The 15,088-nt window shown below is 36.2% G+C and carries 14 protein-coding genes and 1 riboswitch; of the genes, 11 read left to right on the top strand and 3 right to left on the bottom strand.

Annotated features, from left to right (window positions below; genetic code table 11):
- Positions 1 to 3: 3 nt before the first annotated feature.
- The 10 genes from NFR27_RS02475 (at position 4) to dapA (ending at position 8,918) form a co-directional block, all read left to right on the top strand.
- Positions 4 to 882 (top strand): polyprenyl synthetase family protein, encoded by an 879-nt coding sequence (locus NFR27_RS02475; RefSeq protein WP_251440394.1) that lies wholly within the window; start codon positions 4 to 6, stop codon positions 880 to 882.
- 2 nt (positions 883 to 884) lie between these two features.
- Positions 885 to 1,352: a divergent PAP2 family protein gene (locus NFR27_RS02470; protein ID WP_251440396.1), complete on the top strand. Its 468-nt coding sequence runs from the start codon at positions 885 to 887 to the stop codon at positions 1,350 to 1,352.
- A gap of 15 nt (positions 1,353 to 1,367) precedes the next feature.
- A complete protein-coding gene (locus tag NFR27_RS02465; protein ID WP_251440398.1) occupies positions 1,368 to 2,171 on the top strand; it encodes a TlyA family RNA methyltransferase in 804 nt (267 codons plus the stop codon).
- Positions 2,172 to 2,179: 8 nt separating this feature from the next.
- A complete protein-coding gene (locus NFR27_RS02460) occupies positions 2,180 to 3,061 on the top strand; it encodes an NAD(+)/NADH kinase (protein ID WP_251440401.1) in 882 nt (293 codons plus the stop codon).
- Positions 3,058 to 3,636, top strand: a complete 579-nt coding sequence (gene mnmM / locus NFR27_RS02455) for a tRNA 5-(aminomethyl)-2-thiouridylate-methyltransferase MnmM (RefSeq protein WP_251440404.1) — start codon at positions 3,058 to 3,060, stop codon at positions 3,634 to 3,636. The genes NFR27_RS02460 and mnmM overlap by 4 nt, the downstream gene beginning before the upstream one ends.
- A 3-nt stretch (positions 3,637 to 3,639) precedes the next feature.
- Complete coding sequence (gene argR, locus NFR27_RS02450) at positions 3,640 to 4,095, top strand: arginine repressor (RefSeq protein ID WP_115309655.1); 456 nt, start codon at positions 3,640 to 3,642, stop codon at positions 4,093 to 4,095.
- A gap of 12 nt (positions 4,096 to 4,107) precedes the next feature.
- Entirely contained in the window at positions 4,108 to 5,784 is a 1,677-nt protein-coding gene (gene recN, locus NFR27_RS02445; protein ID WP_251440407.1) for a DNA repair protein RecN, read from the top strand.
- Positions 5,785 to 5,882: 98 nt separating this feature from the next.
- Positions 5,883 to 6,049: riboswitch (Lysine riboswitch) on the top strand.
- A gap of 112 nt (positions 6,050 to 6,161) precedes the next feature.
- The gene (dapB, locus tag NFR27_RS02440; protein ID WP_251440410.1) at positions 6,162 to 6,959 is read left to right on the top strand and encodes a 4-hydroxy-tetrahydrodipicolinate reductase; all 798 of its coding nucleotides are present in this window, start codon (positions 6,162 to 6,164) and stop codon (positions 6,957 to 6,959) included.
- Between the two features lie 21 nt (positions 6,960 to 6,980).
- Entirely contained in the window at positions 6,981 to 8,012 is a 1,032-nt protein-coding gene (locus NFR27_RS02435; RefSeq protein ID WP_251440412.1) for an aspartate-semialdehyde dehydrogenase, read from the top strand.
- A 24-nt stretch (positions 8,013 to 8,036) separates the two neighbouring features.
- Complete coding sequence (gene dapA, locus NFR27_RS02430; protein WP_251440414.1) at positions 8,037 to 8,918, top strand: 4-hydroxy-tetrahydrodipicolinate synthase; 882 nt, start codon at positions 8,037 to 8,039, stop codon at positions 8,916 to 8,918.
- 198 nt (positions 8,919 to 9,116) lie between these two features.
- Here dapA and lexA read toward each other — a convergent pair whose 3' ends face one another.
- Complete coding sequence (gene lexA, locus NFR27_RS02425; RefSeq protein ID WP_251440416.1) at positions 9,117 to 9,800, bottom strand: transcriptional repressor LexA; 684 nt, start codon at positions 9,798 to 9,800, stop codon at positions 9,117 to 9,119.
- A 251-nt stretch (positions 9,801 to 10,051) separates the two neighbouring features.
- Between lexA and NFR27_RS02420 the strand changes: the two genes are divergently transcribed.
- Complete coding sequence (locus NFR27_RS02420; protein ID WP_251440418.1) at positions 10,052 to 10,366, top strand: LysM peptidoglycan-binding domain-containing protein; 315 nt, start codon at positions 10,052 to 10,054, stop codon at positions 10,364 to 10,366.
- Positions 10,367 to 10,503: 137 nt separating this feature from the next.
- Here the strand turns inward: NFR27_RS02420 and NFR27_RS02415 are convergent, their stop codons facing one another.
- Positions 10,504 to 11,502, bottom strand: coding sequence for a site-specific integrase (locus NFR27_RS02415; RefSeq protein ID WP_251440420.1), 999 nt, complete (start codon positions 11,500 to 11,502; stop codon positions 10,504 to 10,506).
- Between the two features lie 254 nt (positions 11,503 to 11,756).
- Positions 11,757 to 14,576 (bottom strand): FAD-binding and (Fe-S)-binding domain-containing protein, encoded by a 2,820-nt coding sequence (locus NFR27_RS02410; RefSeq protein ID WP_251440424.1) that lies wholly within the window; start codon positions 14,574 to 14,576, stop codon positions 11,757 to 11,759.
- Between the last annotated feature and the right edge of the window lie 512 nt (positions 14,577 to 15,088).

The following is a 15,088-nucleotide window of genomic DNA, read 5'->3' as shown; positions in this document are numbered from 1 at the left end:
ACTATGCTAACAGAATATTTAAAAGCCAGTAAAGCTTGGACAGAATCGTATTTGGCCTCCCTATTAGAGTCGCCCAATGCAGAGTATGCTAAGTTATACGAAGCTATGCGTTATAGTTTACTAATGGGGGGCAAACGAATCCGTCCGATTTTAACAAAAGCGGTTATGGAGTCATTAGGTGTTTCGCCGGAACCTTATAAAGAAATCGTTTGTGCTATTGAATTAATTCATACATATTCGTTGGTACATGATGATTTACCAGCCATGGATAATGACGATTATCGTCGTGGAAGTTTAACGAATCATAAAGTATATGGTGATGGTCTTGCTATCCTAGCCGGTGATGGTTTATTGACGTATGCATTTCAATTAATGTGTCAAAATACGGTTGCCACACCTAGTCAACAATTGTCTTGTGTATTGGCGTTAGCCAAAGCAGCTGGTCCAGAAGGAATGGTTGGTGGGCAAGCGTTTGATTTAGAGTCAGAAGGTCGTCATATACCACTTGAAGAATTACAAGTATTACATCGTGGTAAAACAGGTGCTTTATTTTTAGCTGCCATAGAGATTGGGCTTATTTTAAGTAATGCGACCCCACAAGTGCAGGCTTCGTATCGTACATATGGTGATCACTTAGGTTTATTGTTCCAAATCACTGATGATATTCTTGATGTAACAGGAACTATTGAAGATTTGGGTAAAATGCCTGGAAGTGATGAAAAACAAGATAAATCCACCTATGTATCCGAATTAGGTGAGGCTGGTGCTAGAGCCAAAGTAGCGGAAACAGCAGCTGCGGCTAAAGCGGCCCTCTCAGAAATTGATGGTGATACTACTATATTAGAAGCCTTAGTAGATTATCTAGTGCATAGGACAAATTAATTATGCAATTCTTAAATGAACTCTTTAGTAACTATATAGCTATTAGTGCGTTTTGGGGTTGGTTTTTAGCCCAAGCTTTAAAGTTTGTCATTGTGCTATTACAAATTCGCCGTTTGCAATGGGAACGCCTTATTGGGTCTGGTGGGTTTCCGAGTTCTCATACATCTTTAGTGGTAGCTCTATCAACGGCAACGGCATATCAACATGGACCAACATCTGATTTGTTTGTTATTTGCTTAACCTTTTCTTTGATTGTTATGTACGATGCATCTGGTGTGCGCCGTGAAGCTGGTCGCCAAGCACAAATTCTCAATCAATTGATGGAACATTTCAAGAAACGAAACATTCCTGTTCATATTGAAGGAGGGCAAGTGCTTAAAGAACTATTAGGTCATACTCCATTTGAAGTGTTTGGCGGAGCCATTTTAGGTTATGCAGTAGCATCAATTATTTATTATAATTTTCTTTAATTGTAAGGGAGTTTTATGAGTACTAAAGAACGTTTAGACGTACTGCTAGTTAACCGTGGTTTATTTGAAAGCCGAGAAAAAGCAAAAACTGCAATTATGGCTGGTCAAATTTTCATGGGCACAGTATGCGTTGATAAAGCGGGCACTAAAATTCCCATAGATGCTGATTTATCAGTAAAGGGAAATACGTTGCCTTATGTTAGCCGTGGTGGGTTAAAATTAGAAAAAGCATTGCAACTCTATCCCATTGATTTAACAGACGCTGTCATGGTAGATATTGGCGCATCAACTGGCGGTTTTACAGATTGTGCTTTACAAAATGGAGCCGCTAAAGTGTTTGCTATTGATGTAGGGTATAATCAATTAGCTTGGTCACTGCGTCAAGATCCACGCGTTGTTAATATGGAAAAACAAAATATCCGTACTGTAACAGCTGAACAATTAGGGGAGCTTGTTGACTTTATCTCTATTGATGTGGCCTTTATATCCTTAGATAAAGTACTACCGGTAGCGGTTACCTTGCTTAAAGACAGCGGTTCTTTAGTTGCTTTGATTAAACCACAGTTTGAAGCAGGCCGTGAAAAAGTAGGTAAAGGTGGTATTGTTCGTGAAGCCAGTACTCATAGAGAGGTATTATTACGTATCTTACAAGTGGCTGAAGCTTGTGGCTTATATTTGCATGGTGCTACATATTCCCCTATTAAAGGGACAGAAGGAAATATAGAATTTTTAGGATTTTTTAAGAAGACAAAGGAAGGGGCTTTGCCAATAACTGATGAATTAGTAGAGTCAGTGGTTGCAGCCGCTCATGAAATGTAGGTGATGATATGCGAGTAGGTTTTATCCCTAATATGGGCAAAGAGAATATTATAGCTGTGCTACAAGAAGCAAAACGTATTTGCGATAATTGTGGTATAGAAGTTTGGCTTCCTGAAGATCTTAAAGAATTTGATTTGCCAAAATTGCTTAATGTTTCCGATGATCAAGTATTACCAAGACCTGAAATTTTTAAGCATTTAGATATTGCCTTTAGTTTTGGTGGTGATGGTACGCTCATTCATTTAGCTCGCCAAATTTATATGCATGATGTGCCAATTTGTGGCATTAATCTTGGTGAATTGGGATTTCTTAATCAAATAGAATTGGCAGATATGGAAGATAGGATTACAAAGATTGCTAAGGGTGATTATCGAGTAGAAAATCGAATTCATTTAGCTGCTGAAATTCGGACTGCCGAAGGGGCTAAGAAATTAACCCCTATCATTAATGAAATCGTTATTACTCATGAAAAACCAGGTCGCATGGCTCGCATTAATTTATCAATTAATGAGGGCTATACGCAAATGTATCCCGCTGATGGTTTGATTGTTGCCTGTTCGACTGGTTCAACGGGGTACAATCTATCCGCTGGAGGTCCTATAATGGCACCAGATAATCATTCGATTATTGTAACACCTATAGCACCACATCTACTACAGAGTGTCTCATTAGTGCTTAAAGAAAGTGCCCGCGTTGATTTAACCATGCCAAAGCGTCAAGAAAAATTACATATTTGTATTGATGGTACTTTTGATTATGAATTTACTAATGAAGATACGTTACATATAGAAGCGAGTGCTCTTTATAGCCGTTATGTACGTTTTTACGAGCAAAAATTCTTTGCTACCTTATTCCGTAAGTTATCGGCTCGGCGAGATGAATTATTATGATTAATTTTAATCATGCTGTACAATTTCAACGTACTTTGTGGCTTGATCAATTACGACAAGCACGCACTATTGTAGATGCAACGGTAGGCAATGGTCATGATTTACTTTATTTAGCTACTCATTGTGAGTCCGGAACTTCTTTATATGGTTTAGATAAACAGAAAAAAGCGATTGAAACTGCTACTGTTAGATTAGCAAGAGAATGTGAGCGAAAGGATATTGACTGTTACTTTATCGAAGGTTCTCATGAAATTCTATTAGGTACTACAGATTGGTTAACACAACCAATTGACTTACTTATTTTTAATCTAGGATATTTACCCGGTAGTTCTCATGAATTAATGACACAACCGGATACTACCATTGAAGCTATTTCTAAAGGGCTTACTTGTTTAGCACCAAAGGGGCTCATTACAGTGGTAGCCTACCCAGGTACAGCTATAGGCGAGGCCGAAGCAAAGGCGGTACATACATTTTTATCAACCTTGCCACAGCAAGCTTATGATGTGGCAACATGGATGCCAGTTAATCAAATTAACAAGCCTCCTATTTTATATATTATTAAAGGACGGTGACCTATGAAACGCTACAGATATAACAAGATTAAAGAAATCGTACAATCCCGCTCGATTGAAACGCAAGAAGAGTTAGCGGCTGCTTTAGCAGATGAAGGGATTGAAGTAACACAAGCTACCGTATCTCGTGATATAAAAGAATTGATGCTTATTAAAATTCCTACCGGTGATGGTCACTATCGCTATGCTTTATCACCTGAAGAAAATGTCTTGCTTATTGGCAATCGAATTAGTCGTCTATTCCAAGACTCTATTACTCGTGTAGATTACAGCTTAAATCAAGTGGTATTGCATACATTGCCAGGCTCGGCTCAATCAGTAGCATTTGCTATTGATCATGCTAAATGGGGCGAATTAATTGGAACTTTGGCAGGGGACGATACGATTTTACTTATTGCTCGTTCTGTTGAAGATGTGCAACCAATTTTAAAACGTATTTCGGATTTAATGAAAGACTAAGGCTATTAAACTATGCTTACACATATGGGGATTCGTAATTTTGCTTTAATAGAACAGATGAATTTACAATTTTCTGATGGAATTACTATCTTTACTGGTGAAACTGGGGCTGGTAAATCCATTTTAATGGACGCCTTCAGTATATTGCTAGGTGAACGAGCTAGTAGTGAGTTTATTCGCCATGGTAAAGACGCTTTTGTGATAGAAGGGGTTTTTGACGTAACTGGTGATTCGGCTTTATTAGAGTTATTAGGGAGTAAAAATATTTTAGTTGAAGAGAATCAACTTATTTTATCACGCTCCTTTAATCGTCAAGGTAAATCTACTATTTTAGCAAATGACCAAGCAATCCCCTTAAAAGCATTGCGTGAAATAGGACTTTATTTGGCGGATATTCATGGACAATATAGTAATCAGCTACTTTTGGATCCAGAGGTACATCACCGCTATTTAGACGAATATAGCCAAGAAGGTCAGATTGCTTTTGAAACCTATGTAGCAGCGTATAAAGTCTATAAAACAGCTAAACAGCAGTTGGATGGTATGGAAGCCATGGCTGCTGAACGAGCTCGTGAATTAGATATGTTGCGCTTTCAGATTGATGAAATTGAAGAAGCACAATTAAAAGTTGGTGAAGATGAAGCCTTAACTGCGGAATTGAAACGTCTGGATAGTTTTGAGCATTTAGATAAAGTACTGGGTGCTTGTTATAATGCTTTTTATAGTGATCGTCATGCTATTTTAGAAGCTGTTAATAGTATTAAAGCTGAAGTACAGGACTTAGTTCGCTATGATGACAGTTTAAAAGAATTATCAGAATTGGTAAATTCGGCTTACTTTCAATTAGAAGAAGCAGCGCAAGGTCTTGATCGTTATCGTGACACTATTTCTTATGACGAAGAGCGCTATGCCTATTGCCAAGAACGGGATTCTTTAATCTATGGACTAAAACGGAAATATGGCGATACGATAGAGGCTATTTTAGAATTTGAAACGCAAGCGCAAACGCGTTTAGAAGAATTAGAGGCACAGAGTTTTGCTAAAGAAGATTTAGAAAAAGCGGTTGCTATGGCAGAAGAGAAAGCTAATGCTGCATTAGTTAATTTAACAACTATACGTCAAGCTAATAGTGCTATTATAGCGGCTCAATTAAAAGAACAGTTAACTGATTTAGGGATGCCTAAGGCGGAGTTACAATTTGCCTTAGAACTTAGTGAAGAGTTAACACCGTTAGGTGCTAAGCATATAGAATTACTTTTTAGTGCCAATGCAGGTGAAGGCTTATTACCGCTTCATAAAGTAGCTTCTGGTGGTGAAATTTCTCGTATTGCATTAGCTTTTAAATCTGTATTTAATGTTAAAACCTTTAAAACCCTAGTGTTTGATGAAATCGATGTAGGGATTAGTGGTGATATAGCATTACAAGTGGCGGCAAAAATTCAACAATTAAGTAATAGTACACAAGTATTTTGTATTACACACTTACCGCAAACAGCGAGTATTGCTAAACATCACTATCATTTAGCTAAACATGAAGAAGAAGGGCGTACCGTATCAAGCTTAACTGAACTATCTGAAACAGAGCATGTTGAGCAAATTGCACGTATGATGTCAGGACAAAACTTTTCTCATACAGCCTTAGCAACAGCTAAAGAGATGATTGCTCATTTTAAAAATAAACAGGCCTAAGAAAGATTGTTATTAAGCATTTATAATGTATACATAATAAAATTTGACGATATTAAAAAATAAATGTATACTAATAGTAATCATTTTTTAATTGAATAGATGGAGATAGAGGCGCGAAGGTTAAGAGTATTCATATTGAGTGAGGCACATGTAGACGTATGAAGAAAGGAAGTTTCGCCGAAGCCTGTTTGAGCCAACAAACAGTGCTGGTTGTGCATCGAATAGGTGTATGACTGTCATCGTTAGATGGAGTGCTAGCTCATTGTTCCGACTATCCTAGTCTTGATACTTAGTAATCAAGTAAGATAGCTCGTTCAGGTAATCATACCAAGATCAGTGGCAGCTATGCGCTGGTCTTTTTTTTAGGAGGAATGCATATGATTACGGTAATGGTATGTGGCGCCACCGGTAAAATGGGGCGTGAAGTAGTAAAGGCTGTTCATAATGATCCAGAGCTTACCTTTATTGGTGGTATTGATCCAAAGCAAGCTGGAGAAGATGCTGGCAAGGCTGCTGGCTTAGAAGAATTGGGACTTCCATTATATAAGGATCTTACATCTGCCTTGGCTGATAAAAAAACAGATGTAGTAGTAGATTTTACAAATCCTGCTATTATTTTTGAAAATGCCAAAACTGTGTTAGCAGCAGGTGTTCATATTGTAATTGGTACTACTGGTCTTACGGCAGAGCAACGTGATGAATTAGCTGCTATTGGTAAAGCTAATAAGGCCAATTGTTTAGTGGCTCCTAATTTTTCACTAGGTGCTGTTATGATGATGAAAACAGCTGCCAATTTAGCGCCTTATTTTCCTAATGTAGAAATCATTGAATTACATCATAATCACAAATATGATGCACCCTCCGGTACGGCTGTATTAACAGCTAAATTAATTAATGAAGCCAAACAGGCCGCTGGTGCTCAAGGGGCAGAAGACTTAACTAAAGAAAGTCTACCTGGTGCACGAGGCGCTAAAGTAGATGAAGTAACGATTCACAGTGTTCGTTTACCAGGTTATGTGGCTCATCAAGAGGTTTTATTTGGGGGTTATGATGAAACCTTAACCATTCGCCATGACTCACTTAGTCGCTTATCCTTTATGCCTGGCGTTATCTTAGCTTGTAAAAAGATTATGGATAAACCAGGTCTTACATATGGCTTAGAACATTATTTATAATTTTTAGTGGGAGAGATACACATGAGAAAACCAAATGTTGCAATTTTAGGCGCTACAGGCGCTGTAGGTCAAGAGTTTATTAACCTATTTGAAGAACGTAATTTTCCATTTGCAGACTTAAAATTATTGGCATCCGCTCGTTCAGCTGGTACTGAATTAACTGTATGTGGTAAGTCATATATCGTTGAGGAAGCAACACCTGAATCTTTTGAAGGCATTGATATTGCTTTGTTTGCTGGTGGTTCTATCTCGAAGACTTTAGCACCAGAAGCGGTTAAACGAGGGGCTATTGTTATTGATAATTCCAGTACATTCCGCATGGATCCAGAAGTTCCATTAGTAGTGCCAGAAGTGAATCCAGAAGATATTGATACACATAAAGGTATTATTGCTAATCCAAATTGTTCTACAATTATTATGGCATTAGGTTTGAAACCGCTTCATGATTTATCACCAATTAAGCGAATTGTAGTCAGCACCTATCAAGCTGTTTCCGGTGCCGGTAAAGAGGGTATTGATGAATTAGATAATCAAGTAAAATCACATATGGCTGGCGAAGAAATGGTAGCTAATATTTTACCAAGTGGTTCATTACCAAAACATTATCCTATTGCTTTTAATGTAATTCCACAAATTGATGTATTTATGGATAATGACTACACTAAAGAAGAAATGAAAATGGTACTAGAAACGCAAAAGATTTTGCATGATGATACAATTCAAGTAGTACCAACAACGATTCGTATTCCAGTATATCGTTCGCATTCTGAATCTGTGCTAGTAGAAACAGAAGCACCTGTTAGTGTAGCTGATTTTAAAGCTGCTTGTGATAACTTCCCAGGCTTGATTGTAAAAGATAATCCACAAGAACAAGAGTATCCAATGCCATTATATACGTCTGGCAAAGATGATTGTGAAATAGGCCGTATTCGCAAAGATTTATATAATGACAAAGGTATGAATTTCTGGATTGTAGGGGATCAAATTCGTAAGGGTGCAGCACTTAATGCATTACAAATTGCGGAATACCTTGTAGAAAACCAATCTTTTTAAATGAAATTATTAGAGGAGGTTCTTATGAAAACCTTAGGTCGTGTTTTAACTGCTATGATTACACCATTCCACGCAGATGGTTCAGTAGATTTTGAGGGCGCTGTAGTACTTGCTAAGCATTTATTAGCAAATGGCTCTGATGGCCTTATTGTATGTGGTACTACTGGGGAAAGCCCAACTATCAGCAATGAGGATAAGTTAAAGCTCTTTAAGACTATTGCGCAAGAATGTGGTCATATTGGTGCAATCGTGGCCAATACAGGGTCTAATGATACTGCTAAAACAGTTGCTTTTACAAAGGAAGCTAGTAAAACTGGTGTTCATGCAGTAATGGGAGTCGTACCTTATTATAATAAACCAAATCAACAAGGGGTATTTTTACACTTCAAAGCTATGGCTGAAGCGACTGATTTACCAGTTATAGTTTATAATGTACCAGGGCGTACAGGTGGTAAAATTTTGCCAGCTACCTTAGCAAAACTTCGTGCTACTTGTGAAAATATAGCTGCTGTAAAAGAAGCAAGTGGTGATATTAATGTAGCTTCAGAAATTTATCATTTACTACCAGATGATTTTATGATTTATAGTGGTGATGATGGTTTGACCTTACCTATGTTAGCTGTAGGGGGCTGTGGTGTCATTTCAGTAGCGGGTCATGTGGTTGGTAATGAAATGAATGAAATGATTCAAGCTTATGAAGCTGGCGATGTAGCAAAAGCTAAAGCTATACATCGGGAATTATATCCTGTATTTAGTGCTATGTTTGTTACAACTAACCCAATTCCTGTTAAATATGCAGTCCGTCAAATGGGCTTGCCAGCAGGTCCATATCATTTACCAATGTGTGAACCATCAGCTGAAGAAGTTGCTGTAGTGGACGCCGCTATTAAACCATATATGAAGTAAGTATAGTAAATACAGTAAATATAGTAAGTATAGTAAATATAGTAAATATACTAAGTATAAAACGAACACCTGTTTAGTTGCTTGAAAATAGGGCAGCCAAACAGGTGTTCGTTTTTATGTTTCTTGTTATATAGTTTTATTTAAGCAAAAATAGTTAACATTTACTGGATAAGTTAGTCATATTTTGTAACTATATGGCTAAATATGATCGCGAATAAGTCCGATTACCTTACCTTCAATAACACAATTATCAGTATAAATTGGCTCAAAATCGCTATTTTCTGGTTGTAAACGAATACGATTACTTTCGCGATAGAACCGTTTAACAGTAGCTTCATCATCAATGCGAGCAACTACAATATCACCATTATTAGCAGTCGATTGATTGCGAACAATTAATAAATCCCCTTCGTATATACCAATATCACGCATAGACTCACCACGAACACGAAGTAAGAAACATTCAGAGTTACCAATGAGTGTCATAGGTAATGGAATTTGAGCTTCTTGATTTTGATAAGCTGTTACGGGTAAACCGGCTTGGACAGTCCCAATCAGTGGTACATTTTTCAATTTCATATCCATAAAATCAAAGGCATCAGAAGAGGTAACTTGACCATCTGTAGATGTGTTAACTTCAGGAATAACTTTTGGCTTCATACCAACGACCGTAATAGAACGGTTTTTATTTACATCCCGTTTAATATAGCCAAAACGTTCTAATGTATTTAAGTGGCTTTGAACAGTAGAGGTGGAGCTTAGGCCCATATGATTGCAAATTTCACGTACACTAGGGCAACGATATTCTGTCTGTAGGGATTCAGTAATAAAATCTAGAATCTTTTGTTGTTTGGAGTTAATATCGGTAGCTGGACGTCTCACTGTTAAAACCTCTCATTCTGTAGTAAAAAGTTGCAAATATATAAATAATCTCATCATTATTATAGAACGTAAGGTAAAGTTTTGTCAAATAATTGTTCGATTAAGTATTGACCGAACATTTATTCGTGTGGTATACTAATTTCATAAACGAACATACATACCGTTGAAATGTTCGTAAGTATTGCTCTTATTTTAGATAATAATACATGTATGTTAGGGGCCTGGGATTAGTTTATTAATGAGGTGATAGTATGAAACGTGATTTTTTAATCGTTTTCAGCATGTTTTTAACATTAACAATGGGTTATTTTATTAATACACCGACTATTGAATTAGATACACAAAATGTTCGTACTGTAACTGTTAAAGCTGGCGATACTGTTTGGGGTATTGCGACTGAACACAGCAATAGCAACATCGATGTGCGTGAAATGGTTCATGTCGTAAAATCACTGAATCAGTTGGATGAAAGAGCTAATTTAGAACCTGGTAGCCAAATTAAAGTGCCAACTATTAAAACACCAAATCATAAATTACCTGTTGATTATTTAGCACAGAATGAATAAAGTAATAGATCCACTATGAGTTATTTTACTCTAGGGTTTATATAGACAATTGAATACAATAAAACGGTGATACTTAGGCGGCTAGGTATCACCGTTTTTCTATTGTTACTATATAGTATTGATTCTATAGAAATATGTTAGCGTTTTCTACTACCAAATATAGTACTAATTGGGTTATCGACAAATTTATTGGCTTCATTAATATATCTTCGTACCATATTGACACTATGATGGCGAGTTTGGCGCATAATATTACGTTCTTCTACACCATAAGTAGCTGCTGTTGTAGCAAAACCATGACGTAGGCTATGGGCTCCATACATAGCCGGGTCTAAACCAATAAGGGAAATATATTTTTTTACTATATCAGCAATACTTTTATCACTTAATGCATTCTTACGAATGTCCATTTTTTTCGTAAAACCTCTAAAAATTGGACCACTTTTAATACCAGTATACCGGAGCCATGCCTTAACGGCCCTTACAGCGCAAAATTCAGCGTTTTCTATATAAGGGATAGCTACAACGGCTCCTTGACCTTCTTGGTCGGCTTTTGAAGAGCGTATAAACACTTCTAAGCCTTGTGGAGAGAAGGTAAGGTCCTCTACAGTTAAAGCACTAATTTCACTTCGTCTAAAAGCACCCATAAAGCCGATTAATAGAATAGCTTTATCTCGTAGTAGTTGAATCTCTGGTAAGCCAAGAGAATCCATTTCTTGAAAAATATCTTCTAAATCTTCTAGTAGAATAGGAGTTTTACCTTGTTGATAGGTTCCTTTAGCACGACGAATGCCACGCAAAGCCTGACTGACTAGCGAAGATTTACAAGGATTATCCGATATACCAGAAGCATTAAAGTTTTCAGAAATAGCACTAATGCGGCGAGATATGGTATTAGCTTTGGCATGATCAGCTAAGTCATTAATATAGTTAACAATGGTTTCAGGGGTAGCCGGAAAAAATGAAACGTGCCGAGATTCACACCAATATACAAAATCATCCCAATCTGACTCATACGCATCAACTGTATTTTCAGATTTAGATAAGAGAATGCTTTGTTTAGCTTTTTCAGAGAGTTTGCTGCTAGCCTTGAGGATTTCATTGTCTCGTAAGTAAAAATGCTTGTTAGCGCTCATAATAGGAAACTCCTTATAATACGATAAAATTCCAAGATAGTATAATAGTATATAATAGTTGTAAAATACGAATAAACCTTGATATTGCTTAATTCATTGTAAAATAACCTAAAAATTACTTCCGATAATATATCGTTATCGGAAGTAATTATATCATAAAGCTAAAAAGAGTTCAATAATAAGCTCTAAGCTATTACCTATATAAATAGCCCTCGACATGTATCGAAGGCTATTTTTTATGAATTGTTCAAATTTTATTTTCTTGTAGAACAACGGTCTAATAAGTAAGCAATACTTACAAATGGAATACCGCCATTTTCACCAAGACCAATTTCACAAGTGGAACTGGAACTTACACCTAAAGTGCAACCATATTTTTTAACTTCATCAGCTAAATCTTTAGTGGCACATTTATTAAGTTCTGGTGTAAAGAAACCTTTTTGACCAGCAAAACCATCACAAGCAAATGATTTAATATTGAATACTTTATCTGTACATGCACGAGCTAAATTTTCAATATAATCGCCTTTGTTTAATGTTTTAATTTTACATTGTTTGTGGACAATTACTGATTCATTGCATTTAGTTACATTTAGGTTTGGTAAAATTGTATACAAGAATTCAGAAATATCAAGGATTTTTAAGCCTTTAATGTGTTTAAATGCATGGTTAAAGCAAGCGGAATGGTCAATAACGACTGGATAAACGCCACCTTCACTAGCTTTCATTAAAGAAGCTGTTAAATCTGCTAACGCTTGTTTATCAATTTCTTCATAATTTTCAAAACTTAGGCCACAGCAAAGATTTTCAATATGTGGTGGATAAATTACATTATAACCGGCTTTATCACATAAACTTTCAAATACTTGTTGTAAGCTACGAGTATCATCATAGCCTTGATTTTGGCGGAATGCACGGTTAGCACAAGTACTGAAATATACTACATTCTTCTGGAATAATGGATTCCGTTTATTGCTCAATTTATAAGTATTAGCCTTAGGCATTGTTTTTGGTAAATAAGGTGTTAAGCCAGTTAATTGATGGGCATCTTCTGAAATCTTAGCTAATAAAGTTTTAGTAGCTACTTTTCCTGCTACCCCACCTAAGGTTACCCCTACTCTAGCCGCTTTTAAAGTCGTGCTAAAGTTATTATAAATAGCTTGCGCCAAACTACGTCCTTTAGGATCAATTTTACGCATAGAAATAGCAATCTGAGCTGTATCAATCCCTAATGGGCAAAGTTGTGAACACATAGAGCAAGCAGCACAAGTGTCTACACCATAATATTCATAGCCTTTTTTAAGCTCCGCTGCCATTTCAGTGTTGCCTTCTTTAAGCAAGCGTTGTTCTTCGCGAAGTAAAGAAATGCGTTGACGTGGTGTTAAGGTTAAATTACGACTTGGACAGTTCTTTTCACAGAAGCCACATTCCATACACATATTGTATAGTGGATCAATATCATTCATGGCTTTTAGATTTTTCTTATAAACGTCTGGGTTATCAGTAATAATAACATCTGGGTTTAGTAGACGTAGTGGGTCAAAGATTTCTTTAATGCGACGGTTAACAGCATATGCTTTTTTACCCCACTCTAATTCTACGAATGGTGCTACCATGCGACCTGTACCATGTTCAGCTTTAATAGAGCCTTCTACGCCAGCTACTCGTTCTGCCATTTCTTTAACAAGACCAGCAAAGTTGTCCATTTCTTTTTGTTCATTAAAGTTAGGTGTAATGATAAAGTGAACATTACCACTTAAAGCATGACCGAAGATAATACCACTATCTACAAAATCATATTTGTGGAATAATTCAGTAATCATTTCGATACCGTCAGTAAAGTCTTCAATTTTGAAGCATACGTCTTCTGTAATAACAGTTGTACCAGGACGACGAAGACCAGCTGCAATTGGTAATAAACCTTTACGAATCATCCACCAGGAGTTATATTCAGCTGCATCTTTGGAATATAAACTTGGGATTACAGTTGGAATATCTTTTAAATGTTCTTTGATATATTCTAAGTTTTGATCTAATGTAGCTTCGTCATTGCTTTCAGATTGGAATAAAATACAGCTAGTGCCTTCAGGTACACCGCGTACAAATGATGGCACTTCTGGCAATTGCTGTACACTTTTTAGACTTAAATAGTCCATCATTTCAGCAGCTACTACCTTTTCACGAGACATATTAGCTAAGGCAACTACTGCGCGAGATGCATCATTTAATTTTTCAAAGAATAAGAGACCACAGCCTTTGTATTTAGCGTCTTCTACGCAATTATATGTAACTTCACTAACAAAGCCTAATGTACCTTCACTACCGATAAATAAATGGTTTAAAATGTCTACTATATTTTCAAAATCAACTAATGAGTTAATACCATAGCCAGTTGTATTTTTGATTTTATATTTACGGTTAATTAAATCTACTAATTCTTGATCAGCCATGATTTGACTACGTAGGTTAAGAATATCTTCAATCATCTTACCATGAGTACGCATGAAGTCATTAACGCTTTGCGCATCACCGGTATCAAGAATAGTACCGTCGGCTAGCACGACGCGCATAGAACGAACTGTTTTATAGGAGTTTTGAGCAGTACCGCAACACATACCGCTGGAGTTATTATTAAAAATCCCCCCTACTAAGGCTGTAGTAATTGTAGCTGGATCCGGCCCAATTTTTTTACCATAAGGAAGTAAAGCTTCATTAGCATCAGCCCCAATTACGCCACAGGCTAAGCGAATTGCATTGCCGTTTTCTAATACATGAGCATATTTGAACCCGTCATTAGCTACGATTAATACATCTTCAGATGAGCATTGCCCTGATAAGGAACTACCTGCAGCGCGGAAAGTAACAGGTGTGCCACAGCGATTAGCTAACAAAACTAATTGTACTACTTCTGCTTCCGTATTTGGTTTTACTACTACTTTTGGCAAATAGCTATAACACGATGCATCTATGCCATAAGCATAACGTAATAAATAATCTGTAAAAACACGATCTGGTGAAATCTTTTTGGCTTCTGATACAAAGGTATCAAAATCACGTTTCAAATATAAGCTCATATGTTAGGACCTCCTACCTATTGTTATGCTACTAAGCACGACGCATAGTCTAATATAAACTTAGAATAGCATACTGAAGTTATCATGTAAATCAATGATATACCTATGCTCTAGAGTCATATATAAATAATTACCATTAAATCCCTAATAAACTCATAAAATAAAAAATATGTTCTTATAAATAATTACACGAATTGAATAATTTTTAAAAATATTGTTTCAATAATTCATGAAACTCATCATTTATCTAATTAATAAATCTTCTCACTAACTCATTATAAGTCCCATAAATATAGGAAATTTATAAATTATATTTCAAAAAGTTATTAAGAAAAATTTAAACTATATATTCAAATTATTCGTTTTATAATATGAAAAATATATTTGATATTTTACAATTTTTAAGGTTCACGGTATAATATAATGATATAAAAATACATAAAATGCATATGTTGTATGTTTTTCATAAATCACAAGCTGTTGAATCAGCTTGTCACTATATATTAATGCTT

Origin of the sequence: Veillonella intestinalis (assembly GCF_943192895.1) — a bacterium.
GTDB classification, from domain to species: Bacteria; Bacillota; Negativicutes; order Veillonellales; family Veillonellaceae; genus Veillonella_A; species Veillonella_A intestinalis.
Note: the sequence above shows the minus strand (reverse complement) of the source record. Positions and strands in the feature narration are given on the sequence as shown.